This is a genomic window from Streptomyces venezuelae (assembly GCF_008642315.1).
Classification (GTDB): domain Bacteria; phylum Actinomycetota; class Actinomycetes; order Streptomycetales; family Streptomycetaceae; genus Streptomyces; species Streptomyces venezuelae_D.
In genome coordinates this window covers 209,301-232,049 of sequence record NZ_CP029192.1, presented here as the reverse complement: position 1 = coordinate 232,049, position 22,749 = coordinate 209,301, and the positions used below count along the sequence as shown (strand labels likewise).

Here is a 22,749-nt window from a genome sequence, read left to right as displayed (position 1 = left end):
CCCCCCCCGGGGGGCGGCCGAGTCGGGCCAGCCGGTGCTGGGTGCGGTCTGCTGCGCCGCGGGGCAGGCAGTAGACGGTGGCCGGGGTGCGGTTGAGGAGTTCCGTGCGCAGGTGTCCGCCGAGGCTTCCGGTGACGCCGGTCAGGAGCACGGCGTGAGGCGGTCGACCAGTGGCTGCGTCTGGTCTTTACCGCGGCCGCGCTCGTCGATGAAGCCTGTCTGATCGGGATCGAGCTGCCGGGTGGGATCGGCGGCCGCGGGGCAGTCCCACGGCTCCGGCAGCCGTGCTTCTGGGGCGGCTGGATGATGCAGGCCGGCTGTAGTTCGCCCCCGGAGCACCGCGCTGTCCCGCACTGCGGCCAGAGTGCTGGCCGCGCAGCCGGCACCGTCGGCAGGGACGCATCCGTGGGAGGGCGGTCCTTCTCTGCCGGGTGGGGCAGCAAGTAGCAGCTGACGGTGCGCCTGGTCGAGCCGCCCCTGTTCGCCGAAGTCGCCGCCGATGTCTCTATGGACTCTGCGGGCCGCTGGCGTCATCCGGTGCGGTTGGTGCGCGTGCGGGACGACCTGACGCCTGCCGAAGTGCCCCTGTACGGCGGCCGTGGCTTGGCGTAACCGGGTCCGGGCTTGCCGAGTGCGGCCGCTGCTGGAAATACCCCAGCGGATTCCTGGTCAGCCCGGCTGGCAACAGCCCGGCTGGCAATCGAAGGTGTTGCCGTCGCGGCGGCTCGGCGAGGAGCTGGACGGCGGCGCGATCCATCGACTATTCGCCACAGTTCGCCAGGGTGCGCCACATGGTCTGCCACCAAGAGTCCGGGGTCAGATAGACCCGGACGCCCAGTGCGCATGCTGGGCGCGCCCCGTCTTGAGGGAGGGGGTGAACATGCACAACCGGAAGAAGCGGTCGGACCAGCGGATACGGCTCGCCCCATCCGTCCGAGCCCAGGTGATCATTGCCGTGCTCGGTGCGGTCTCCGCGGTTGCAGGATGTGTGGGAGAGATCGTGCGCTGAGCACGGTCGAATGAGACGCCCGGACGGAAAGTCGAGCCCGCGTGAAACGGGCCCGACCGGAACGTGATCGGCCGGCCCCGTCTCAACGCCCGCACCGGCCGGGGTTCTGGAGGCAACCAGAACCCCGGCCACTCTGCTGTGCGGCCTCTGTCGAAACCAGAGGGGTTCGCAGTCCATCATCGGGCCTTGGAGCCCTGGCGTCCCCCTGGCGGAAACCGGCTATGGGTGGCGCGGCCGTGGCGATTCAATTGATCACGCCTCTGATCTGGAAACTTCGCCACTAGCGGCCCACGGTAAAGATCACTTGGCAAACGGTGAAGATCGGCTGTCGAGGGACAGCTGGGTTCTTGAGATCGCCCCGTCCGTCAGCGTGCAACTCCGCGACCTGGAGCGCACCCGGGAATGGATCGCGGACGAGGAGTGGCGTGAAACCGAGCGGCTCCGCGGTCGGTGAGCCCGGCTGCCGACACCGGAGTGGGTCGTCGAGTGTGCTTGACCGCATGCGGTCTTGCTCCTGCGATGGGTTGCCCCAAAAATGCACATGACAAAACCGAAGGACCTTCGGTCACACAGTCATCAGAGGGGAACCCCACATGAACAAGCCTCTCGTCGGTGCCGTCTGCACCGCGCTGCTCCTCGGCGCGACGGCGATACCCGCGTCCGCCGTGACCAACGGCGCGCCGGTGTCCGACAAAGGCACGGCCGCGGCGCAACCCGCCGCGGTGACCCAGGCGAAGGTGAAGACGAAGGCTGTGACCTTCGCCGGTACCGTGGCACTGAGCAACTGCTCGGGCTCCGTGGTGCGCGTGCCCAGCTCGCAGCCCACGGACAAGGCGCTCGTGCTCTCCAACGGCCACTGCCTGGAGACAGGTTTCCCCAGCGCCGGTCAGGTCATCGTCAACCGGGCGTCGAGCCGCAGCTTCACGCTCCTGAACGCCGGTGGCGGCAGCCTCGGCACCGTTCGCGCCAGCAAGATCGCGTACGGCACGATGACCGACACCGACGTCTCTGTGTACGAACTGACCAGCACCTACAGCGACATCGAGAGCCGCTACGGCATCAAGGCCCTCGACCTGGACGCCGCGCACCCGCAGACGGGCCGGGCCATCACGGTCGCCTCCGGCTACTGGAAGCGGATGTACCGGTGCAACACGGACGGTTTCGCGTACCGCCTGAAGGAAGGCCAGTGGACCTGGAAGGACTCGCTCCGCTACACCCAGCCCTGCCAGGTCATCGGCGGCACCTCGGGATCGCCGGTGATCGACGACGCCACCGGCAAGGTCGTCGCCGTCAACAACACCATCAATGAGAGCGGCCAGCGCTGCACAGACAACAACCCGTGCGAGGTCGACGAGAACGGCAAGGTCACCGTCCGGCCCAACATCGGCTACGCCCAGCAGACCTACATCATCGTTCCCTGCGTCGGCGCCGGGAACAAGATCGACCTGAACCGCCCCGGCTGCACCCTGCCCAAGCCCGCCCTGGCGGAGAAGCACCGCTCGTCCGTCGATGCGAAGAATTAGCAGGTCCGCTCGCTGAGGTCGTCCGGCGACCGCACATGAGTGAGGGCTCCCGAACCCGAACAATCCGAGAGCCTGCTCCCGCGCTGTCCGAGGTCGGAACTCACCCGTGCCCGCCTTCCGCACCCGCGGGGTACGGAAGGTAGGGGACCGGCGAACGCCCCGGCGAAGCCGCCGGGGCGTTGGGCGGGGAGCGTCAGGTGGTCGCCGTGATGTTCTCGGCGAACTCGGTAGTGCGCTGTGCGGTGACGGTGAAGTCCGGCGAGGCGCTGAGGGTGTCCATGAACTTCTGGAAAAGCACCTCGACTTCGGGTGCCATCATGTTGTCGGTCTCGGCGCGGCAGGTCACGGTCAGCCGGTACTCACCGATCTGTTGCTTGCTGACCGCGCGTGCGGTGTAGGTGCGGACGCCAGACTCTTCAGGGGTGCCGTACGACATGGAGTTCTCCTGACCTGGGATGGGAGCCGCCTGGTGGGGCGCTAGTCGTAAGACTACCTCCCAGAGGGGAACATGCATTCGAATATTCGGGTGGGCGAAAACGGTAGCTCTGTACGTAGCGCGGCGTGCCCTACTCCGGGAAGCCACAACGGGGCCCAGGCGTGGCCAGTCGGCACGATCGGGAACACGGGGGAGGCCGCATCCGCCACCGGGCGTTCAGGGCGTACTGGGCGGCGCCCCGCGCGAGTTCACCGCATACGTCCGCGAGGCAGCCGCAGCGGGCTCCTTCCGTGCACAGCACGACCTGACCCAGCCTCCGCCCGGCGGCAACGGCGGTGACGGTGACACCGCCCGAGTGCGCTGCTGGCCCCAACGTAGCCGCCGACCGTGAGGAACAGGCTCAGACGCTCCCCCCGCCATCGACCGAGAGCACGCTCCCCGTGACGAAGTCGGCGTCGGGACCGGCGAGGAACGCGACAGCGGCAGCTATGTCCTCGGGCGTGCCGATGCGGCCCAGCGGCCGGTTGGCGGCCTCCGCGAGGAAATCGGCGTCCGACTGGCCCAGCTGGCGCGCCTCTCGGGCGAGCATGGGCGTGCGCGTGTCACCGGGGGCGACGCAGTTGACCCGGACACCCCCGGGGCTGTGGTCCAGTGCCATCGCCTGCGTCAGCATCACCACACCGGCCTTCGCCGTGCAGTACGCGGCCGCCTTCTCCCCGGCGCGCAGCCCCCACCCGGAGGCCACCGTCACGATGCTGCCGCGGCCCGCCCGCTCCATCAGCGGGAGCACCGCCCGGCAGACGAGGAACACCGAGTCCACGTTGTCCGCGAACGACCCGTGCCAGTCCTCCAGGGACAGGTCCCGCACCGTACCGCGCCGGATGCTCCCCGCCACGCAGCACGCGTCGGTGATGTCGCCGAGCCGCCCCACGACGTCCTTCACGAGGGCCGGCACCGCCTCCTCGTCGGAGACGTCGCACAGGAACGCCTCGGCGCGCCCGCCGTCGGCGCGGATGCCGCGGGCCACGGTCTCCGCCGCGTCGTCCCGGTCGACGACCGCGACGGCGGCGCCCTCGTCGGCGAGCCGTCGCGCGACGGCGCTGCCGATGCCTCCGCCGCCGCCGGTGACCAGCGCCACCCGGGTGCCGGACCGTGACGCCCTCATCGTCCGCCGCCCGTGAGTGTTCCGTCGAACAGCTGGGTCAGCAGGGCCTTCTGCGTGTGCAGGCGGTTCTCCGCCTGCTGGAAGATCCGTGACCGCGGTCCGTCCTTCACGTCGGCGTCGACCTCCTCGCCCCGGTTGGTGGGCATGCAGTCGAGGAACACGGCCTCGTCCCCGGCCAGCCGCATCAGCGGTTCGGTGATCCGCCACCGGTCCGCGAGCCGCGTCCGCGCCTGGATCTCCTCCTGGCCCGCGAGGGTGGGGGACTTCCAGCTGAGGGTGTACACGGCGGCGCAGCCGCGGACGGCGTCCTCCAGGTCGTGGGTGAGCTCGATGCTCGCGCCGGTGCGGGCGGCGGCGTCACGTGCGGCGCGGGTCACGCGCTCCTCGGGGGCGAAGCCGGGCGGATGGGCGACGGTGACGCGGTGGCCGAGGAGGGCCGCGGCCATCATGGAGGAGTGCAGGACGCCGGGGGTCTTCTGCCGCGGGGAGTACGACCAGGCGTACACGACCCGTCGGGCCGGAACCTCCCCGCCGTACAGTTCGCGCAGCGTCATGAGGTCGGCGAGGACCTGGCAGGGGTGCTCCTCGTCGTCGAGCGCGTTGATGACGGGGATCGTGGCCTGCTCGGCCATCGCGCGCAGCCTGCGGTGCCCGGCGCCGTAGTCGTTCATGTCGTACCAGCGCACCACGAGGGCGTCGAGGTAGCGGTTGAGGACGCCGATGGTGTCCTCGATCGACTCGCGGTTGGCGAGCCGCAGCTCCTCGACCCCGTACGGGTAGCTGTCGGCGCCGAGTTGGGAGGCCGCGACCTGGAACGAGACCCGGGTCCTGGTGGACGGCACGTTGAAGAGCAGGCCTATGCAGCGGCCCGCCAGATGGGCGCTCGTGTCGTCGCCGCGCTTCATCGCTTCGGCGAGGTCGAGCAGGGAGCACATTTCCTTGGCTGAGAGGTCCTGTATCCGCAGGATGTGTCGCGCGGTCACGTGAGTACTCCTGAGTCGGTGGACGGGGGGACGCGCTTGCGCAGCCGGCGCTCGGCGACGACGGAGAGGAGCAGCATCGCCAGGGCGATGACGACACTGACGCCGAAGAACGGCAGTATCACGACGGTCGTCGCGATGAGCAGCAGGTTCAGCCGGGAGGTGCCGCCCGGGGGCAGGAGCCGGGCGGCGGCGAGGAAGGCCATGAGGAAGATGAGCAGGTAGGTGGCCGACGATGCTTTGATCAGCGTCGTCTCGCTGGAGTCGGTGGCCAGGAGCAGCAGCACCGACACGGCGTAGCCGGGCAGGAGTGCGAGGACCGCGCGTGCGGGGACCCTGCCGTGCCGGGAGAGCCGGCTGAGCCGGACCGGCAGGATGCCGTCCCGGGCGAGGGCGAAGACGACGCGCGAGGTGCCCAGGCACCAGGCGTTGGTGGTGAGCAGCAGCAGGACGCCCGCGACGAGGTAGCCGGTGCTCTCCAGCCCCGAGCCCGTGGCGACCTGGAGGAGCCTGACGAACGCCGTCAGATCGGACTGGCCCGCGGTGGCCTCGGGCAGGGCCACGGAGACGGTGAACGCCATGGCGAAATACAGAAGTCCCACGCAACTGACGGCGTAGAGAATCCCTTGGGGAAAGGTGCGTTCGGGGTCCCGCACCTCCTCGGCGACCGGGGCCGCGTTCTCCCAGCCGATGAATCCGAAGAAGCAGATGAGCACCGTACTGCCGAGGGAGCTCCAGCCGTGCGGGGCGAACGGGGTGAGGCGTCCGTAGTCCCCCTCGGGCAGGGCCAGGACGATGACGACGGCCAGGAGCAGTACCACGGAACCGAGCACCACCATCTGAGCGCGGGTACTCACCCTGATTCCCCACAGGTTGAGCGCGACGCAGAACACGATGACGGCGGCGCCCGCGAGGAGCGACGCCCGGTTCGACGCCGCGGGATCGACCGCCGCGAGCAGATAGCGGCCGGCCGCGAGCCCAAGCACCGGATTGCCCGCGAGCAGCGTGAGGAGCAGGAATACGGCGGCGATCCGGCCCGCCCTCGCGCCGAACGCCGCTTCCACGAACTGCGCGACGCCCTTGCTCGTGGGATGCCGCACGGACAGCTTCGCGAAGACGAGCGCGAAGGGATAGCTGTAGAGGATCAGCACCCCCCACGCGACGAGGGACAGCGGCCCGGCCTCCGCCCAGGCGAGGGCGGGGATCAACAGCACGCCCGCGCCCATCACCGAGGTGACGTAGTGCGCGACGAGCCCCGATGTGCCCAACTGTCTGACCAGTCGAGGGGGCCCGGGCGCTGCCGCCGTGGCCCCCTCCACTGGGGTCATACGGTCTGCTCCGCCTGATCTGTGTGGTCCATCCGCTCAGTCTGGTCCTCGCGGGAGCCGTTCCAGAGCCCGTCCATGGTCTCGTGGCTGATCGGCTTGTGCAGGTCGGCGCGGGACGCGTACCCCATGTTGATGATGAGGCGCCGCCCGCTGGTGAGCGGGTAGACGCGGTGCAGGGTGGTGTCGGTCCGCATCAAGTAGAGGTCGCCGGGCCGCAGTTCGAAGGAGTGGATGGGCTGCGAGATGAACTGGCGGTGCAGCTGCGGATCCTGCTTGTTCCAGTACGTGCGGGGCACGCACTGCACGAACCCGCCGTGCTCGGCGGGCGGACAGGCGACCACCCATACGAGCGCGAAGCTGTAGTCGTCCCAGTGCCACCCGTGCGTGTCGCCGGACTGCTCCAGCTCGGTGATCACGTACCGCTCCGGCTCGTAGGGGCACGGGAGCACCGGCTCACCGGCGACCCTCCCCAGCGCATCGAGCAGATCGGTGGACGCATACACGTGCGGGATCACGGTCCCGTGCTCGCTGATCTCCCGATGGCGCACATTGCGCATCTGTCGCGGCGTGCCGCCGGTTTCCTTGAAACTCATCCCGCGCCGCACGCCGTGTTCGGCGACGAGATTCTCTATTTCGTCCGCGACCGACGACTTGACCCGGTCGGGCACCAAGAAGGGTAATTTCGTGAATCCGTTCTGCAGAAAAGCGCGGCGCGCGCCCTCCAGCAGATGTTCCTCGACATTGCTGACGAGGTGTTCCGAGAGGGACTGAACGAGGCCCCCGATCCGCTCGCCCGGTCGCATGACCAGCTCCCCACGTGGTCGGCAGGAGGAATACTCATGTCGGTCTTTTGGAAACCGAAGCCTACCCGTTCAACCTGTGGGTCCCCCGGAAAGCGATGCGTTCAAGCCAGCATGAATGATTTGTGTTGCGGAAATCCGCATAATTAGTTGCGGCGGAATTCTTGACGCGACGCGTCCTCTTGTCACCCTGCCGGTCCTGCTGTTCGTCACCCCGCGGGGGCGACCCGTACCGATAGGCCGTAATCCAGTTCGGCCCCGTCGACGAGCACCGCCTCGACGGCCCGGGTCTCCGGGTCGATGTCGGCCTCCATGCCGTCGCCCACGTACCGCGGATAGCCGGAGGCGCCGGTCCTGCCGGTGGCCACCACGAGCGCCGAACGCAGCGCCCCGGCGGTGCCGCCCTCCGCCGTTCCGTCGCCCTCGGTGAACTCGGGCACCAGCAGCAGCTCGTAACTCTGCGGATCAGTGTTCATGCCAGTGACGCTAGACAGGACTGGCGAGTGCCGCACGTTCTGTTCGCCCCGAGTCGCCGGTCCGGTGGTTCCGGGGTCACTGGTCCAGGGCCGTCGCGGCGGTGGTCATCACCGCGTCCGCCAGCGCGGCGAGCGCCGGGGAGTCCAGCTTCCACTGCTGCCAGAACAGCGGTACGTCCACCACCCGCTCGGCATCGAGCAGGACCAGCGTGCCCGCGCGCAACAGCGGCTCCGCCTGCTCCCGCGGCACCACACCCCAGCCGAGGCCGGCCTCGATCGCCTCGACGAACCCGCGCGACGAGGGGACGTAGTGCCGCAGCGGGCTCGCCCCGCGCCCGCCCGTCACCTTGCGCGCGAAGTCGTCCTGCAGACAGTCGCGGCGGTCGAAGAAGATCACAGGAGCGTCCGCGAGGACGTCCCCGAGCGGCACGCGCGGCCAGTCGCCGAGCCGCCGCGCCACGAACTCGGGCGAGGCGACCGGCAGATACCGCATCCGGCCGAGCCGCCGCACCGTACAACCCGACACCGCGTCCGGCGACGACGTGACCGCCGCCATCACCGAGCCCTCCCGCAGCAGCGACGTCGTGTGGTCCTCGTCCTCGCGGCGCAGCTCGAAACAGATCCGCGGCTCGTCCGGGACCCGGGCCAGCGCGGACAGGAACCACGTGGCGAGCGAGTCGGCGTTCACCGCGACCGGGAGCACGGCGGTCTCGCCCGCGTCGCTCATGCCGAGCTCGGCCCGCGCGTCGCGCTCCAGGCGGGCCAGCTGCCGCGCGAACCGCACCACGACCTGCCCCGACTCGGTGGGCCGCACCGGCTTCGTCCGCATCAGGAGGACGCGGCCGGTCCGGCGCTCCAGCGCCTTCACGCGCTGGCTGACCGCAGGGGGCGTGACGTGCAGCACGGCCGCGGCGGCGTCGAAGGTGCCCTCGTCGACGACGGCGAGCAGCGTCCGCACGTGGTCCAGAGGCAGCTCGGACAGCGCGCCCGGCTGCAGTTTCGGGCTCGTCACCTGCAGTTTCGGGCTCGCCGACGACCGCTCCGCACCAGCTGGCTCTGACATCACGATTACTTAAGCTACATCAGAATCTTTACCTGTACTTAGGGCGCCAAAGATCCTTAACGTCGACGCCATGGGAACAGCACTGACCGCCGCGGCCGCCGGATTCGGCACCGGGCTCTCGCTCATCGTCGCCATCGGATCACAGAACGCCTTCGTCCTGCGCCAGGGCATCCGACGCCAGTCGGTGCTCAGCGTGGTCACCATCTGCGCGCTCTCCGACATGGTGCTGATCGCGGCGGGCGTGGCCGGAGTCGGCACGGTGGTCACGGCCTGGCCGCCCGCGCTGACCCTCGTCGGCCTGATAGGCGGAGGCTTCCTCCTCTCGTACGCCGTGCTCGCCGCACGCCGTGCCCTGCGCCCCACCGCCATGACGGCGACGGGCGCGACGGCCGGGTCACGGCGCGGCGCCCTGCTCGCCTGCCTGGCCATGACCTGGCTCAACCCGCACGTCTACCTCGACACCGTCCTCCTCCTCGGCTCGGTCGCCGCGGGACACGACGCGCTCCGCTGGGCCTTCGGGGCGGGCGCGATGCTCGGCAGCGTCTGCTGGTTCGCCGCGCTCGGGTACGGCGCGCGGCTGCTCAGCGGCTTCTTCGCGCGGCCCGCCTCCTGGCGCGCGCTGGACTTCCTGATCGCCGCGACGATGACGGTCATGGGGCTCACGCTGGTCATCGGCGCATTCTGACTCTCGCCCGCTCGCCCGCTCGCCCGCGGCCCGGTTACTCGCCGTCCCCGCTGTCCCCGCCGTCCCACAGCTCGGTGCGGTGTGCCCCGACGAGTTCGCCGATCCGGGCGAGGGCGTCGGCGGCCGGCATCGCGTCGATGCGCCGACCGTCGCGCAGCCGGAGCGCGACCAGGCCTTCGGCGTCCTCCTTGGCGCCGATCACGACCTGATAGGGCACGAGGCGGGCGGCCCGGACGCGCGCGCCCAGACTGCCGAGCTCGGGGCCGGCGAGCTCGGCCCGCAGACCGACCTCGGCGCACCGCCGCAACAGATCCTCAGCACCCGGCAGTTGGGCCTCGGACACCGGCAGGACCGCCAGCTGGACGGGCGCGAGCCAGGCGGGGAAAGCGCCGCCGTGCCGTTCGACGAGATGCGCGACCGCTCTCTCGACGCTGCCGATGATGCTGCGGTGGACCATCACCGGGCGGTGCTTGGCGCCGTCCGCGCCGATGTAGTGCAGATCGAACCGCTCGGGCTGGTGGAAGTCGACCTGGACGGTGGAGAGGGTGGACTCACGGCCCGCCGCGTCCACGACCTGCACGTCGATCTTCGAACCGTAGAACGCCGCCTCGCCCTCGGCGGCCTCGTACGACAGCCCGGAGCCGTCCAGCACTTCGGTGAGCAGGGCGGTGGACCGCCGCCACTTCTCGGGATCGGCGACGTACTTGCCGCCGGGGCCCGGCAGGGACAGCCGGAAGCGGGCGGGCCGGATGCCGAGCGCGTCGTATGCGCGACGGATCATTTCCAGGGCGGCCCGCGCCTCGTCGGCGACCTGGTCCAAGGTGCAGAAGACGTGGGCGTCGTTGAGATGGATGGCGCGGACGCGGTTCAACCCGCCGAGCACACCGGAGAGTTCGGCGCGGTACATGCCGCCGGTCTCGGCCATGCGCAGCGGCAGCTCGCGGTAACTGTGGGAACGGGAGCGGTACATCACCGCGTGGTGCGGACAGAGGCTCGGCCGCAGCACCACTTCCTCGCCGCCCAGCTGCATCGGCGGGAACATGTCGTCGCTGTAGTGCGACCAGTGCCCTGAGATCTCGTACAGCTCCCGCTTTCCGAGCACGGGCGAGTACACGTGCCGGTAGCCGGCGCGCCGCTCGGCGTCGCGGATGTACTCCTCCAGGGCGTGCCGCACGGCGGCTCCGTCCGGCAGCCAGTACGGCAGTCCCGCGCCGATCAGCGGATCGGTGCCGAACAGGCCCAGCTCACGGCCGAGTCTGCGGTGGTCGTGGCCGGCGGCGCGGTCTCTCATGGCGGTGTTCATGGGGGTCTCCTCGCGGACGTGAGGCGAGTGACCACAAGCCGAAGCCCCGGGGCACTCGCCCCGGGGCTTCGGACTGAGACATCGGTCAGCGCGCCGGGACACTCTCCGGCGTCGTCGTCATCGCAGCGCGCTTGTTCATGTCGGGGACCGTAACAGAGGGCGATCCGCCACGGCACGTGCTTTTTCGTCATCGACGCTTCGTGGTGCGGCGCCAGCCGAACGGGCCGGGCAGGTCCATCGATGTCGTGCGGCGGCCGGTGCTGCTGTGGGTGCGCCGGGGGCCGTGCCTGCCGCCCGTGGTCAGGGACCACGAGCGCTTGTTGATGTTCAGGCGCACCCCGGGAAGGATCCGGAGACTCTTGCGGAAGGTGAGTGGCATGGACGCCTCCTTGGGCCCGTGGGCGAATCCGTCTGCGAGTGCTCCGGGTACCCGAATGCGCCAGTCCCTCACGCCCGCTACGCGCCCACGTCTCCGTCTCCGTCTCCGTCTCCGTCTCCGTCTACGTCTACGTCCGCGAGGATCTCCGCCGTCGCGAAGTACGGGCGGCTCGGCGCCTCCGCGCCGTGGGCGAGGAGGTAGAGCGCCGTCGAGACGCGTTCGAGGTAGCCCCACTCCCAGACGGCCGTGGCGTCGGCCCCGCTCTCCTCGGCCAGCAGCGCGCAGTAGCGGCGGGCCAGCCGTCGCGCGTCGCCGGACAGAAGCTCGGCGCACCAGTCGCGGAGGACGACACCCAGGTCGTACGCGGGGTCCGCGAGGAAGCCGTCGGGGTCGACGAAGACGAAGCCGCTCTCCGCCCCCGCTCGCGGCGTCCCCGAAGCGGGAAGCCTGAGCAGGTTGCCCGGGTGCGGGTCGCCGTGGACGACCACGGCCCGGGACGCGCGGTGGGCGCTGGCGCGGCGCTCGGCGTACGTCATGGCCCTGTCGTACGCGGCGACGGAGCACGGACGGTCCAGGTCCCTCCACAAGCGCTCGACGAGCACGGCGAGACCGGTGGCCTTGTCCTCGTCGGCGGCCTCCGTGAGCAGATCGGGGGAGCGCGGGACCTGCCAGACCCGGCGCAGCGTCGCGCACAGGACGGCGATCTGCCGCTCGGGCGGGAGCGCGAGCTCCGACAGCGGTGCGCCGAGGTGCTCCATGAGCAGCGCGAAGCGGTCGGCGTCGTGGTCGAGCACGCGTACGTAGCCGCGTCCTCCGGCGCGCAGGAGGGTGGCGATCTGCCCCGCGCTCCCGGGCTCGGGCAGCGCCAGCTTGAGGACCAGGGCCGTGCCGTCCTCGGCGCGGGCCCGCGCCACGTAACCGCCCGCTCCCGCACGGAACGGCGCCCCGACCGTCACGGACCACCGGCGCGCGAGGTCGGCGACGAGCGCGGGCAGCCCCGCCAGCCACTCCTCACCGGCCGCTCCGAGCAGCTCGGCCCGGCGCCGCACGACGGGCGACACCACGATGCTCTCCTCGCGCACACGGTCACCCTAGGCTTCACCGGCCCCGACCGCCCCTCGCGTGTGAAGGTGGTCACAAGCAGCCGTCTCATGATCGGGGTCGGGTCCCACCGGGGGACCGAGTTCGCGTAAGGTCGCGGGTCGGCCGCCCACGGCCGACCAGTTCAACCCGTCACCGAACAAGGAGCCGCAGGTCATGCCGGCCAATGACGCCACCCAGGCGCCGATCTACCACACGCTCATCCAGGAACACGGCGACGTCGTCGCCACGGCCCGCAAGGCTGCGGAGGAGACCCAGCAGACGGCCGAGGACCTGTTGGACTTCAGCACGCCCGCCCGGGCCGGTACGCCCGCGGCGCCCACGTCCTAGCGGGCGGCGGCGCGGAGGCGCGGGAGTGCGGGAGCGCGAGCGCGGGGACGGGCACTCGGGGGCCCTCCCGCGACCGGATGCTCCGGCGGTTCGTCCCCAACGTCTCGAACACCTAGCACACACACTTCGGACGTCTCGGCCGCCGTTCGCGTCGGTGCCTGCCGATCGGCCAAGATGGCGCGATGGATTACGAGTTCTGGAAAGAGATCCACGAGCGCGGCGGCATCCCCGCGGTCAAGACCGCGCTTGAGGCGCTCCCCGGCGATCTGCCGCCGCAGGACGCGGACGCAGCGACCGAGATGGCCCTGAAGGTCATCGAGGACGACATCGCCCGCATCAACGCACGGGCGGACCGCGCCGAGGAGCGGGCCCGCCGGCTCGCCGAGCAGACCCGCGAGGTGAACGAGCAGCTCACCGAGCACGCCACGCGCGGCGAGCGGGAGACGCCGCCCGGGAGTGCCGCGGAGTGAGACGTGGGGACGGCCCCGACTCGACATGCGGCGCCGGCCCGACTCGGCGCGCGGGCTCAGACCCCACAGGGCGTGCGGGCCCGACATGCCCACCTGAGCGCCGTCGCCCCGCCCTCACGTACGAGCCATCAGCCGCACCATCGCCGTGTCGTGCCGCGCCTGGAGCCCTGCGTCCGCCGACACCCGCAGCAGCGCGCCGAGTGCGCGGACCGCGCCGTCGTCGTAGCCGGACGACTCCGCCTCGCGGGCCGCGCTCTCCAGCCGCCGGATGCCCTCCGCCTCGTCGCCCATGCCGAGCAGCGCCTCGCCGATGACGGTCCGCAGGAGCACCCGGGCGGCCGCCGACGCCTCCGCAGGGGCGTCGAGGTCGAGTGCGGCGACCGCCGTCTCGAAGGCAGGCTGCCACTCCCGTGCGTCGAGGCGGTGCCGGGCGAGGTGGTACAGCGCGAGGCGTTCGGTGTTCCGGTCGCCGACACTGTGCGCGAGCTCCGCGGCCTGCGCGCAGCCCTCGGCGGCCTCCTCGGGGCTGCCGAGCTCGGCTTGCGCGAGCGACAGGTTGATCAGCGCGGTCGCCTCGCCCCGCCGGTCACCGGCCCGGGCGGCGAGCACGGGCGCGGCCTCCAGATGCGCCAGCGCCTCGGAGGTACGGCCCTCCTCCGTGAGAACCCACCCGAGCAGCGCACGCACCCGCGACTCGGCCCGCGCGTCCCCGTCGGCCTGCGCCGCCTCAAGTGCCGTACGCAGCAACGGTGTCCAGTCGTCCCGCACCCGCCACACGATCTGCGGCCACAGCGCGAGGACGATCCGCCACGTCCTGCCGTGCAGCCCCGCGGCACGCGCGGCGGCCGCGGCCAGTGCCAGGTCGTCGCGCTCGGCCGCGTACCAGGCCATGGCCTGCTCGCGGTCGGCGAACTCCCGCGTGGTCTGCGGCGTACGGAAGTCCGTGGGCAGCGTGAAGCACGACTCGTCGCCCGGCTCGGCCGCGTCGGCGGCGGCGAGCGCTGTGGCCACGCTGTGGTCGAGACCGCGCACCAGGGCATCGGGGCCGGCCTCCAGGCCCCGCGCGTACAGGCGTACGAGGTCGTGCAGCGTCCAGCGGTCCGGCGCGGTCCGGATCACGAGGTGCGCCGCGGTGAGCTTGTCCAGCGCGGCGGCCGCCGTGTCCGGGTCCGTCCCCGCGAGGGCCGCGGCCGCGTACCGGTCGACGTGCGTACCCGGATGCTGTCCGAGATGCGCGAAGTGGTGCGCGGCGTCGTCCGGCAACCGTCGTACCGTCAGCCGCAACGCGGCGCGGACACCCGTGTCCTCCACGTCCAGGAGGCTCAACCGGCGTGACTCGTCGGACAGTTCGGCACTCATGGAACTCAACGGCCAGTCCGGCTGGTCCGCGAGCCGGGCTGCGGCGACCCGCAGGGCGAGCGGCAGACCGCCGCAGAGCTCCGCGAGGCGCCGGGCGGCCACCTCCTCCGCGAGCACCCGCTCCTGGCCGAGCACCGCGGCGAGCAGTGCGGTGCTGTCCTCCGGTTCGAGTACGTCCAGGGGGACGGGCCTGGCCGCGTCGGAGGCGATGAGTCCGCGCAGCCGGTACCGGCTCGTCACCACGGTGACGCACTCCGCGCCACCCGGCAGCAACTCTCTGACCGGCTCGGCCGCCCGCGCGTTGTCGAGTACGACGAGGATCCTGCGGTCGGCGCAGAGGGAACGGAACAGCGCGGACGCGCCGCCGACCGACTCCGGTATGCGGCGCGGCGCGACGCCCAGCGCGAGCAGGAACTCCCGCAGCACTTCGAGGAGGGCCGGCTCACCCGTGTCGCTGAAGCCGCGCAGGTCGGCGTAGAGCAGGCCGCCGGGGAACTGTTCACGGTTCCGGTGCGCCCAGTGCGTCACGAGCGCCGTCTTGCCGACGCCCGCGGGGCCGGTGACCAGGCACACGGGCGCCTCGCCGGCGGCGGCCCGGGACAACGCGGTGAGCTCATCGGCACGACCGTGGAAGCCGCGGGGCATGCGGGGGAGAAGGTCGACCGTGGGGAACGGGTGGGCGACGGGGGAGGGCGGTGCGGGTGGGGCCGGAGGCGCGGCCGGGGTCAGGGTCGGGGCGGGGGTGGCGGCGCTCGTCGGTTGGCGGGCATTGCCCGGGGGTGCGGCTGAGGTGGCCACCGAGGCTGAGGGCGAGGGAGAGGCCCACGGTGAGTCGGAGGCTGAAGGTGAGGTCGAGCCTGAGGGTGAGACCGGGGTTGGAGGAAGGGAGGAGGCCGGAGCGGGGGCAGAGGCCGGGGTCGTCGGGGCTGATGCGGGACCTGAAACTGACCCGGCTACCGGCCCGGATACCGTCACAGCGGCCGAGCCGAACCGCCGCCGCGCCGCACCACCCACCTCCCCCTCCCCACGCAGCACATCGGTGTACGCGTCGGCCAGCTCCCGGCCCGGGTCGACCCCCAGCTCGTCGGCGAGCAGCCGCCGCGTGCGGTGGAACCAGTCGAGGGCCTCCGAGCGGCGCCCCGCCCGCTGCAGCTCCCGCACGAGCGAGGCGGCCAGCGACTCGCGCAGCGGGTGGACGCTCGCCTCCGCACGCAGGACCGCGGCGGCACGGGCGTGCTCTCCCATCCGCGAGTACGCCGTCGCCAGCGACTCCACGGAGGCGAGGCGGAGTTCCTCCAGCGCCTGCGCGGCAGCCTGCAGCGGCTGACTCGGATACGCGCCGGTCAACGCGTGGCCCTGCCACAGCGACAGCGCCTCCTGATACATCGCCACCGCGTCGGCGGGCTCCCGCTGGCTGCGGGCCAGCGTCACCAGCTCCTCGAAGCGGTGGGCGTCCAGGAGCGACTCCGGCATCCGCAGGACGTACGCAGTGCCCTGGGTGAGCAGTTCGACGCCGAACATGTCGGCGTCCATGCTGTTGAGCAGCACCCGCAGCCGCGACACATGACCCTGGATGACGCCGCGAGCCCGCGCGGGCGGTTCGTCGTCCCACAGCGCGGCCGTCAGCTGGTCCACCGGGACCGGATGGTTGGGTCTGAGCAGCAGGGCGGCGAGCAGGCTGCGCCGCTTCGCGGGGCCGAGGGGCAGCACGCCGACCTCAGTGGCGACGGAGACCGCTCCGAGCAGCCGAAACTCCACTGATGAAACTCCTCTTGCGGGTACCCGCGGGCATCTTGCGGGCAAAGATCCGGATGAGCGAAAAGAGTACGTTCTGTGTGCGGCCCCGAGCGACGGGGGAGCGCGATACGGCGCGGGAGAGTCGGCGGACGGGCATGGCGGCTGGTTGGGAGTGGGACGAGACCCTGTTCGAGGGCGCGGCGGCCCACTACGCGCGCGGACGCCTTCCCTACGCGCCGGGCCTGGCCGCCGCACTGGCCGAAACCCTGGAGCTCGACGGCAGCGGGCGCCTCATCGACGTGGGCTGCGGACCGGGCACGCTCGCCCTGACATTGGCCCCTCTGTTCCACGAGGTCGTGGGCGTCGACCCGGACGACGGGATGATCACCGAGGCGGCGCGTGACGCCGCAGGGCGGGGAGTGTCCGGGCGGACGCGGTGGGTGCGGGCCAGGGCTGAGGACCTGCCCGCAGACCTGGGCACGTTCACCGTTGCGACCTTCGGCCAGTCCTTCCACTGGATGGATCAGGAACGCGTGGCGGCGACGGTAAGGAGCTCCGCCCCGGCGGAGTGGTCCCGGGCGGACAAACCTTGGAACGCTCGATCGACGACGTCGTAGCGGGTGTGTTCTCGATGTCGAGCTCGGCACCGCACCTGTTCGGCAACCGCCGGGACCGCTTCGAGTCCGACCTGCGAACACTGCTGCGGGAGGCCTCCGCGTCGGCCCTGTTCTCCGAACGCGCCCCGAGCACTGAGGTGTTCATCTGGCGCAACGATGCGTGCGGACGCGCTGCCGTACCAGCACGCTGACCGCGCCGAATGCGTAATCCGCGTGCCATGTGCGAATATCGCGCACGCTTGGTTAGGCTGCGGTCATGGGGATGTCTTCCAGCGAGCGACTGCGGGCCGCCGTGGCCGCGCTCATGCAGCTCACCGGCGACACACAGGCGAGCCTCGCCGCCGTGCTCGGCGTCGACCAGACGCAGGTGTCGCGCCGTCAGTCCGGTAGCGCGGCCTGGGATCTGGACGACTGCGACGCGATCGCCGCGCACTACGGCATCGACGTACTCGACCTCCTCGCCGGTCCCACGCGCGCGTGCGACGCGCTCTCCGCCGACCGCCGCCGCACCGTGCCGAATCGCCGTACCGCGGCCGACGAGCCGACGGGAGCCCGGCGGTGAGCGACTTCGACGCGATCGACGCGCTGCTGGCCGCGTCCGGACCCGAGGCGGAGCTGCCCCCCGTCGAGGAGCGCCGAGCCCTGCGTGACGCCCTCAACCTGTCCCAGGCGCAGGTGGCGCGGGCCATCGGCGTCAGCCCGACCACGGTCGGCGGCTGGGAGTCGGGGCGGGAGCCGACGGGAGCGGTACGGGAGAAGTACGCGTACTTCCTGGAGTCGGCCCGCACGAGGCTCGACCCGCAGCCGACGGCCGAGGCGGAACCGGTCGGTGAGCCGGAACCGGAGGCGGACGAGAAGCCCGAGCCCGGGCCGGAGCCCAAGCCGTGCGTCCTGTGCGGTCAGCCCGCGACCGACCAGCTCGAAGGCTTCACGCAACACCTGGACCCCGCCGAGTGCGGCCAAGCCGACGCCGCCCCGCTCCCACCGACACCCGCACCAGCCCCCAACCCCGACCCCCACCCCATCCCCACCCCCGCCCCCGCCCCTGGCCCCACTCCCGCCCCCGTGAAGCTCGCCCCCACAGGCCGCCGCGCCGCGCCCGCCACTGGCGAGGCCCCTGGCACCCCCGACGCCATCACCCGCGCGGTGAAGGACGCACTGGCCGCGAACGAAGGTGACGTGGACGCCGCCACCGCAGCCCTCGTGAAGCGGGCCATCCCCGACGCGATGGCTCTGCTGGACGAGACCCGCAAGGGCGGCCGCTACGACATCGTGGCGCATCCCTGGATCCCCGACATCCTCCGCAAGCAGACCTCGCGCGGCCCGGACCAGATCTGGGAGGCACGCCCGAAGTGGACCCGCCCCGAACTCCCGCAAGGCGCACACGAGGTGACGGCTCTCGACATCAACGGTGCCTATCTCTCCGCGCTCAAGACGCACCTCCCGATCGGCCAGCTGGAGCACTCCACCGGCTTCGGCCACGACCGGCGCCGCGCCGGCGTCCACCTCGTCACGCCTCCCGCCTGGGAGCACGAAGACGTGCTGCCGAACCCGATCGGCAACCGCGACGAGCCGGGCCCGCTCTGGATCACCGAGCCCACACTGCGCCTGCTCCTTCGTCTGTCGTCGCCGAAGTACGGGCTGTGCGACCCGCCGACGATCCACGAGTCGTACACCTCGGGCGCCACCGAAGGGCTCCTGGAGAAGTTCCGCATCGCCCTCAAGGAAGCCCGTGACCAGGCGATCGGCGAGGGCGACGAGGTGACGCTGGAGTACGTGAAGGCGATGTACTCCAAGTTCGTCGCCACGATGGGGGAGTCGAACTACAACCGTGAGCTCTACCGCCCGGACTGGATGCATCTGATCCGTTCGCAGGCGTTCTCCAACCTCTGGATGAAGGCCTACAAGGCGTACGACGAGGGCCTCACCGTCGTCCGCGCGATGGGCACCGACGAGCTCCACGTGATCGGCGACTGGCAGAACGTCTTCCCCGAAGGGCGCTCGGTCGCCGAGGTGAAGGTCAAGGACCGGTACACCGTCGGCCAGGACTGAACAACCCCGTCGCGCGGGATGCGGCCACGCGATGTCGGCGCTCTTGACACATGCGTACGCTTTCGCGACCTTTTAGCCTCGCAGGGCAGGGGCGGGGGAGCGGTCAGCTCGCGGAAGGGCGGTCGGCCTGAGATGGACATCACGATCCACCGGCTCGACGGACTGAGCGCGTCGCTGCGCGGGGCCTGGCACCGGGCGATGGACGAGTCGCCGCAGTTCGCGAACCCCTTCCTGGCACCGGAGTTCGCGACGGGTGTCGCCAGACACCGGGGCGGGACGCGCGTGGCGGTGCTGCGAGAGGAGGGGCGGGCCGTCGGCTTCCTGCCCTTCGAGCGCAACGCCTTCGGCGTGGGTCGGGCCATCGGACTTGGCCTCAGCGACTGCCAGGCCCTCGTGCACCGGCCCGGAGTCACCTGGAACACACGCCAGTTGCTGCGGGCCTGCGGGCTCTCCGTCTTCGAGTTCGACCACCTCGTAGAGGAGCAGAAACCATTCGGCGCGTACGTCACCGGCACCTTCGCCTCCCCGGTCCTCGACCTGAAGGTCGGCGAGGCGGAGAGCTATGCGGAGTGGCTGCGCGGCGCCTACCCGGGTCTGGCCAAGACGACGCTGAAGAAGGAGCGCCGCCTCGGCCGCGACGTCGGCGAGATGCGGTTCGTCCACGACGAGCGCGATCCGGAGATGTTGCGCACCCTCATGCGCTGGAAGTCCGCCCAGTACCGCAGGACGGGCCGCATGGACCGCTTCGCGCGGCCTTGGATAGTCGACTTGGTGCACGACCTCTTCCAAGTCCGCGAGGACCACTTCACCGGCGTGCTGTCCGTGGTGTACGCCGGTGACCGGCCGGTCGCCGCGCACTTCGGGCCGACGTCGCGCACCGTGTCCGCCGCCTGGTTCACCGCGTACGACCCCGAGCTCGGCTACTACTCGCCGGGCCTCATCATGCATCTGCGGATGGCGGAGGCGGCGGGCCGCGGCGGGGTGCGGATCATGGACATGGGCCGGGGCGACAAGGAGTACAAGGACTGGCTCAAGACCCGTGAACTGCGCGTCGGGGAAGGGTTCGCGACCCGCCCCCATCCGGTGGCGACCGCCCACCGGCTGTGGCGCAGACCGGTGCGGGGCCTGCGCAACACGGTTCTGGCCCACCCTCGGCTCAGAGAACCGGCCGACCGGCTCCTGAAGACCGTCGGCTCGATGCGCACGTCGCGGCCGGGTGGCGGGTACTGAGAGCCGCTCGGACGGGTGGCGGTACGGCAGGGGTTCGTTCAGGAGCGGGACGGAAGAGGTGAGGATGCCGTACGGAACGGGGCTCGCCACGACGATGGCGCGACGGCTCGGACGTCCCTGCGTCTACACGCCCTCGGCGCGGCTCGCGCTCTACCTGGCGCTGCGGCACTGGTGCAGGCCAGGCGCGCGCGTCCTGATGTCGCCGGTGAACGACGACGTGATCCTCTTCGTGGTCCTCGCGGCGGGACTGCGCCCGGTGCAGGCCCCTGTCTCCGTCTGGGACGGCAACATCGACCCGGCGGCCGTGCCGGAACAGACCTGGCGGAACGTGGACGCCGTCCTCACCACGAACCTGTACGGAATCCCGGACCGCGTCGTCGAGCTGCGCCGTCGCTGCGACCAGTTGGGCATACCCCTGTTCGAGGACGCCGCCCACGCGATCGGGACGCGCGTGGACGGGCAGCCGATCGGGACGTTCGGGACGGCGGCGGCGTTCAGCCTCTCCAAGCATGTGGCGGCGATGGCCGGCGGCTTCCTCGCCGTCGAGGACGATGCCACCTGCCGCACACTGGAGCGGCTCCGCGACGAACTCCTGCTGCCGCGCAGCCTCCGCGCCGACCTGTCCACCACCCTGCGGCCCCTGGCCCGTTCGGCCGTGCGGGGCCTGCACGTGGTGCGTCCCGTATGGCGCACGCTGCAACGCTTCGGGTTGCTGGAGCGCGACACGTTCCGCATGGACCTGCACGGGCCCCGTCTCACGCGCTGCGCGGCCGCGGCGCCGAGCCTCGCCGCCTACGATCCGTGGGTCCGCGTCGACCTGCACGGCTACCGGTCCCGCCACGGGGCTCTGGTTCGTGGGCAGTTGCGGCTGCGCACCGCCCGGCTCGACGCCGACCTCGCTCGGCGCAGGGCGGGCTTGTCGCTCCTGGCGGGTACCGGCTGGGCGACCCGGGCGCTCCAGGGTCGGCCCGCGGACGACGGTCCGCCGCCGCTTTTCCGCGTACCGCTCCTGGTGCAGGACCGGGACCGGCTGGTGGACCGTCTGGTGCGGCACGGGGTGGTGACCGGATACATCTACGATCCCCCGCTCGACGACTACGCGGGCGCCGAGTTCGTCGAGCCGTCCCCCGACCCGTCGGCCGCCCGCTGGTTCGCCGCGCACACCCTTCCGGCCGACCCGCTCCTGGCCCGGAAGATCACCAAGGCGCTGACGAGGGAGCGGGCCGCACCGGCGCATCCGCCGCTGGGGTCCCGCGATGATCGGGCGCTTCCGGTTGGACCTACTGGCGGGTAAGGTCGGGGGCCGAGGAACGGAGCATTCCCATGGCCCGCACGTTCACCGTGTCCCGCAGCATTCTGGTCCAGGCGTCCCCGTCGGAGGTGTACGCGCAGGTCAGCAGGCCCACACAGATGGGCCGCTGGAGCCCGGAGAACCTCGGCGCGACTGTGCCGGGCCCGGACGAACCGGCAGAGAAGGGCCTGGTCTTCCTCGGGCACAACAAGCGCGGAGCGTTCCGCTGGACCACCCGCTGCACGGTGACCGCGGCGGACCCGGGCAGCCGCTTCGCCTTCCGGGTGCACGCGATCGGCCTGAAGCGCCCGCGGCTGAGCGCACCCATCGCCACCTGGGAGTACCGCTTCGAAGAGGTGGAAGTGGCGGCGGAGGCCGGTGGAGAGGGGACGGTGACGCGGGTGACCGAGACCTGGACGGACGACCGGCGCTCCTGGCCGGACTTCGTGGCGAACGCCTTCGACCGGATCGCCACGCGGGGCCAGACCTTCGCCGCCTTTCAGGTGGGCAACATCGACCGGACCCTGCGCAACCTCAAGAAGGAAGTCGGTGGCGGCCGAAGAAGCCCACCAGGGCCTCAGCCGTCTCGAGGGGACGGTCCTCCGCGATGAAGTGACCCGCGCCCGCGACGGTGTCGAAGCGGGCGCCGGGAATGGCCGCCGCCAGCCGCTCGCCCGCGGCGGGCGTGAGCCACTGGTCCTCCTGTCCCCACAGCACGAGGGTCGGCGCGGTCACGTGCTCCAGACGGTCGACGACCTCCCGCGTGTCCTCGAAGGTGACGGCGCAGACCTGATCCATCCACCGCTGCCGCCCCTCGGCCCCGCTCCAGGGCGCGAGATACGCCGCTGCGTCGGCCTCGGGCATCGGACGGTGTGTCGCGGTCCGCAGCCGGCCCTCGACGATGTCGGCGAACACGTGCGGCGGCATCGAGCGGTACGCCTCGGCGTACCGCTGCTGGTGCTCGGTGAACGGCGTGTTCCACGGGCCGATGACGGCCGCGTCGAGCAGCGCGAGTCCGGTGGACGGAACCCGTTCGACCAGATGGGCGCGCATCACGACCCCGCCGCCGATGTCGTGCCCCACGAGGTGCGGCGCCGTCAGCCCCCAGTGCGCGACCAAATCCGCGAGCGTACGGGCCTGCTGGGCGATGGAGGGCCGGACGCCGGACGCGACACGGGACGCGCCGAACCCGAGCAGGTCCCATACGTGCACGGTGTGGTGGCGGGCGAGTTCGGGCACGGCGTCTCGCCAGAGGTAGGAGGAGGCCGGCGTGCCGTGGACCAGGACGAGCGGCGGGCCGTCGCCGAAGACGTCGGCCGCGACCTCGCCTCCCGTGACCTGGATCCGCTGACGGAGCTGCCACGGCGCGGACTCGGTGGACGTGCTCACGCGACCCCCCTGGGGTAATCGGTGTA

At 71.4% G+C, this 22,749-nt stretch carries 21 protein-coding genes and 2 pseudogenes; 10 read left to right on the top strand and 13 right to left on the bottom strand.

What is annotated here, in order from left to right; translation table 11 throughout:
- Positions 1-40: 40 nt before the first annotated feature.
- Positions 41-151 (bottom strand): annotated as a pseudogene (locus DEJ48_RS40085) (SDR family oxidoreductase); the annotation flags it as partial.
- A 1,451-nt stretch (positions 152-1,602) separates the two neighbouring features.
- Here DEJ48_RS40085 and DEJ48_RS01025 point away from each other — a divergent pair.
- Positions 1,603-2,532, top strand: a complete 930-nt coding sequence (locus DEJ48_RS01025) for a serine protease (protein WP_150213573.1) — start codon at positions 1,603-1,605, stop codon at positions 2,530-2,532.
- Between the two features lie 193 nt (positions 2,533-2,725).
- On the opposite strand, the gene DEJ48_RS01020 is transcribed toward DEJ48_RS01025, so the two are convergent.
- From DEJ48_RS01020 to DEJ48_RS00990, 7 genes are all read right to left on the bottom strand, one after another.
- On the bottom strand, positions 2,726-2,968 hold the full coding sequence (locus tag DEJ48_RS01020; RefSeq protein ID WP_150213571.1) for a hypothetical protein: 243 nt from the start codon (positions 2,966-2,968) through the stop codon (positions 2,726-2,728).
- Positions 2,969-3,368: 400 nt separating this feature from the next.
- Entirely contained in the window at positions 3,369-4,133 is a 765-nt protein-coding gene (locus DEJ48_RS01015) for an SDR family NAD(P)-dependent oxidoreductase (protein ID WP_150213569.1), read from the bottom strand.
- Positions 4,130-5,116: an ornithine carbamoyltransferase gene (locus DEJ48_RS01010; protein WP_150213567.1), complete on the bottom strand. Its 987-nt coding sequence runs from the start codon at positions 5,114-5,116 to the stop codon at positions 4,130-4,132. The genes DEJ48_RS01015 and DEJ48_RS01010 overlap by 4 nt, the downstream gene beginning before the upstream one ends.
- Complete coding sequence (locus DEJ48_RS01005) at positions 5,113-6,441, bottom strand: APC family permease (RefSeq protein ID WP_150213565.1); 1,329 nt, start codon at positions 6,439-6,441, stop codon at positions 5,113-5,115. The genes DEJ48_RS01010 and DEJ48_RS01005 overlap by 4 nt, the downstream gene beginning before the upstream one ends.
- Entirely contained in the window at positions 6,438-7,244 is an 807-nt protein-coding gene (locus DEJ48_RS01000) for a hypothetical protein (protein WP_150213564.1), read from the bottom strand. The genes DEJ48_RS01005 and DEJ48_RS01000 overlap by 4 nt, the downstream gene beginning before the upstream one ends.
- A 206-nt stretch (positions 7,245-7,450) precedes the next feature.
- A complete protein-coding gene (locus DEJ48_RS00995) occupies positions 7,451-7,717 on the bottom strand; it encodes a hypothetical protein (RefSeq protein WP_150213562.1) in 267 nt (88 codons plus the stop codon).
- 76 nt (positions 7,718-7,793) lie between these two features.
- Positions 7,794-8,780, bottom strand: a complete 987-nt coding sequence (locus DEJ48_RS00990) for a LysR family transcriptional regulator ArgP (RefSeq protein ID WP_150213560.1) — start codon at positions 8,778-8,780, stop codon at positions 7,794-7,796.
- A gap of 70 nt (positions 8,781-8,850) precedes the next feature.
- On the opposite strand from DEJ48_RS00990, the gene DEJ48_RS00985 reads away from it, so the two are divergent.
- A complete protein-coding gene (locus DEJ48_RS00985) occupies positions 8,851-9,465 on the top strand; it encodes a LysE/ArgO family amino acid transporter (protein WP_150213558.1) in 615 nt (204 codons plus the stop codon).
- Positions 9,466-9,499: 34 nt separating this feature from the next.
- On the opposite strand, the gene thrS is transcribed toward DEJ48_RS00985, so the two are convergent.
- The 3 genes from thrS to DEJ48_RS00970 all read right to left on the bottom strand — a co-directional run bounded on the left by thrS (position 9,500) and on the right by DEJ48_RS00970 (position 12,229).
- The gene (gene thrS / locus DEJ48_RS00980; protein WP_223831823.1) at positions 9,500-10,768 is read right to left on the bottom strand and encodes a threonine--tRNA ligase; all 1,269 of its coding nucleotides are present in this window, start codon (positions 10,766-10,768) and stop codon (positions 9,500-9,502) included.
- 187 nt (positions 10,769-10,955) lie between these two features.
- Complete coding sequence (locus DEJ48_RS00975; RefSeq protein ID WP_150175295.1) at positions 10,956-11,147, bottom strand: DUF4236 domain-containing protein; 192 nt, start codon at positions 11,145-11,147, stop codon at positions 10,956-10,958.
- 77 nt (positions 11,148-11,224) lie between these two features.
- Positions 11,225-12,229, bottom strand: coding sequence for an aminoglycoside phosphotransferase family protein (locus DEJ48_RS00970; protein WP_150213556.1), 1,005 nt, complete (start codon positions 12,227-12,229; stop codon positions 11,225-11,227).
- A gap of 175 nt (positions 12,230-12,404) precedes the next feature.
- Between DEJ48_RS00970 and DEJ48_RS39555 the strand changes: the two genes are divergently transcribed.
- The gene (locus tag DEJ48_RS39555) at positions 12,405-12,578 is read left to right on the top strand and encodes a hypothetical protein (protein ID WP_157869117.1); all 174 of its coding nucleotides are present in this window, start codon (positions 12,405-12,407) and stop codon (positions 12,576-12,578) included.
- 182 nt (positions 12,579-12,760) lie between these two features.
- Complete coding sequence (locus tag DEJ48_RS00965) at positions 12,761-13,048, top strand: hypothetical protein (RefSeq protein WP_150213554.1); 288 nt, start codon at positions 12,761-12,763, stop codon at positions 13,046-13,048.
- Between the two features lie 114 nt (positions 13,049-13,162).
- On the opposite strand, the gene DEJ48_RS00960 is transcribed toward DEJ48_RS00965, so the two are convergent.
- A complete protein-coding gene (locus tag DEJ48_RS00960; RefSeq protein WP_150213552.1) occupies positions 13,163-16,165 on the bottom strand; it encodes a BTAD domain-containing putative transcriptional regulator in 3,003 nt (1,000 codons plus the stop codon).
- Between the two features lie 134 nt (positions 16,166-16,299).
- Here DEJ48_RS00960 and DEJ48_RS00955 point away from each other — a divergent pair.
- From DEJ48_RS00955 to DEJ48_RS00930, 6 genes and pseudogenes are all read left to right on the top strand, one after another.
- Positions 16,300-16,952 (top strand): annotated as a pseudogene (locus DEJ48_RS00955) (class I SAM-dependent methyltransferase).
- 65 nt (positions 16,953-17,017) lie between these two features.
- Positions 17,018-17,323 carry a helix-turn-helix domain-containing protein gene (locus tag DEJ48_RS00950; RefSeq protein ID WP_150213549.1) on the top strand — a complete coding sequence of 102 codons (306 nt, stop codon included), beginning with the start codon at positions 17,018-17,020 and terminating at the stop codon, positions 17,321-17,323.
- Positions 17,320-18,813, top strand: coding sequence for a helix-turn-helix domain-containing protein (locus DEJ48_RS00945; protein ID WP_150213547.1), 1,494 nt, complete (start codon positions 17,320-17,322; stop codon positions 18,811-18,813). Before DEJ48_RS00950 ends, DEJ48_RS00945 begins: the two co-directional genes overlap by 4 nt.
- Positions 18,814-18,945: 132 nt before the next feature.
- A complete protein-coding gene (locus tag DEJ48_RS00940) occupies positions 18,946-20,043 on the top strand; it encodes a GNAT family N-acetyltransferase (RefSeq protein ID WP_150213545.1) in 1,098 nt (365 codons plus the stop codon).
- A gap of 64 nt (positions 20,044-20,107) precedes the next feature.
- Positions 20,108-21,337 carry a DegT/DnrJ/EryC1/StrS family aminotransferase gene (locus DEJ48_RS00935; protein WP_150213543.1) on the top strand — a complete coding sequence of 410 codons (1,230 nt, stop codon included), beginning with the start codon at positions 20,108-20,110 and terminating at the stop codon, positions 21,335-21,337.
- 29 nt (positions 21,338-21,366) lie between these two features.
- Entirely contained in the window at positions 21,367-21,945 is a 579-nt protein-coding gene (locus tag DEJ48_RS00930; RefSeq protein ID WP_150213541.1) for an SRPBCC family protein, read from the top strand.
- Here DEJ48_RS00930 and DEJ48_RS00925 read toward each other — a convergent pair.
- Positions 21,869-22,723, bottom strand: coding sequence for an alpha/beta fold hydrolase (locus DEJ48_RS00925; RefSeq protein WP_150213539.1), 855 nt, complete (start codon positions 22,721-22,723; stop codon positions 21,869-21,871). The two genes, DEJ48_RS00930 and DEJ48_RS00925, sit on opposite strands and share 77 nt — an antisense overlap.
- Positions 22,724-22,749: the final 26 nt, after the last annotated feature.

Coding starts and splice junctions, on each gene's coding strand:
- DEJ48_RS01025 (WP_150213573.1), top strand. CDS start 1,603: ATGAACAAGCCTCTCGTCGGTGCCGTCTGCACCGCGCTGCTCCTCGGC.
- DEJ48_RS01020 (WP_150213571.1), bottom strand. CDS start 2,968: ATGTCGTACGGCACCCCTGAAGAGTCTGGCGTCCGCACCTACACCGCA.
- DEJ48_RS01015 (WP_150213569.1), bottom strand. CDS start 4,133: ATGAGGGCGTCACGGTCCGGCACCCGGGTGGCGCTGGTCACCGGCGGC.
- DEJ48_RS01005 (WP_150213565.1), bottom strand. CDS start 6,441: ATGACCCCAGTGGAGGGGGCCACGGCGGCAGCGCCCGGGCCCCCTCGA.
- DEJ48_RS01000 (WP_150213564.1), bottom strand. CDS start 7,244: ATGCGACCGGGCGAGCGGATCGGGGGCCTCGTTCAGTCCCTCTCGGAA.
- DEJ48_RS00995 (WP_150213562.1), bottom strand. CDS start 7,717: ATGAACACTGATCCGCAGAGTTACGAGCTGCTGCTGGTGCCCGAGTTC.
- DEJ48_RS00990 (WP_150213560.1), bottom strand. CDS start 8,780: ATGTCAGAGCCAGCTGGTGCGGAGCGGTCGTCGGCGAGCCCGAAACTG.
- DEJ48_RS00985 (WP_150213558.1), top strand. CDS start 8,851: ATGGGAACAGCACTGACCGCCGCGGCCGCCGGATTCGGCACCGGGCTC.
- thrS (WP_223831823.1), bottom strand. CDS start 10,768: ATGAACACCGCCATGAGAGACCGCGCCGCCGGCCACGACCACCGCAGA.
- DEJ48_RS00975 (WP_150175295.1), bottom strand. CDS start 11,147: ATGCCACTCACCTTCCGCAAGAGTCTCCGGATCCTTCCCGGGGTGCGC.
- DEJ48_RS39555 (WP_157869117.1), top strand. CDS start 12,405: ATGCCGGCCAATGACGCCACCCAGGCGCCGATCTACCACACGCTCATC.
- DEJ48_RS00965 (WP_150213554.1), top strand. CDS start 12,761: ATGGATTACGAGTTCTGGAAAGAGATCCACGAGCGCGGCGGCATCCCC.
- DEJ48_RS00950 (WP_150213549.1), top strand. CDS start 17,018: ATGGGGATGTCTTCCAGCGAGCGACTGCGGGCCGCCGTGGCCGCGCTC.
- DEJ48_RS00940 (WP_150213545.1), top strand. CDS start 18,946: ATGGACATCACGATCCACCGGCTCGACGGACTGAGCGCGTCGCTGCGC.
- DEJ48_RS00935 (WP_150213543.1), top strand. CDS start 20,108: ATGCCGTACGGAACGGGGCTCGCCACGACGATGGCGCGACGGCTCGGA.
- DEJ48_RS00930 (WP_150213541.1), top strand. CDS start 21,367: ATGGCCCGCACGTTCACCGTGTCCCGCAGCATTCTGGTCCAGGCGTCC.